General features: G+C 40.9%; 1 protein-coding gene. It reads left to right on the top strand.

Annotated features, from left to right (window positions below; all coding sequences use genetic code 11):
* On the top strand, positions 1-281 hold a 281-nt coding region (locus tag AB4585_RS24725; protein ID WP_372171397.1), incomplete at both ends, for a YkgJ family cysteine cluster protein.

Raw genomic sequence — 281 nt, 5'->3', positions numbered from 1 at the left:
GATTCGACAGGTGTTGAACTTCGTTTAGATAAGACTGTATCAAAAACCGGTGGTTGCCCGTTCCTTGTTGATAATTGTTGTTCAATCTATGAGTATCGCCCAATCGCTTGCCGAATGTTTCACACAATTGATCATCCGAAATATTGCTATCTCGATGAGTCTCATCACTATTTTTCTGTGAATTCTCACCCGCAGGTAGGTGAGTTCCAATACAGTCTATCAACCATTGAGGCTGAAGGTTATATCAAGGGCAACTTTGATATTCGACAATGGTTCTCAAC

Origin of the sequence: Vibrio sp. 10N.222.49.C9 (assembly GCF_041474985.1) — a bacterium.
GTDB lineage: Bacteria > Pseudomonadota > Gammaproteobacteria > Enterobacterales > Vibrionaceae > Vibrio > Vibrio crassostreae_C.
The sequence above is the reverse complement of the archived record's forward strand: the minus strand, read 5'-3'. Positions and strand labels throughout refer to the sequence as shown.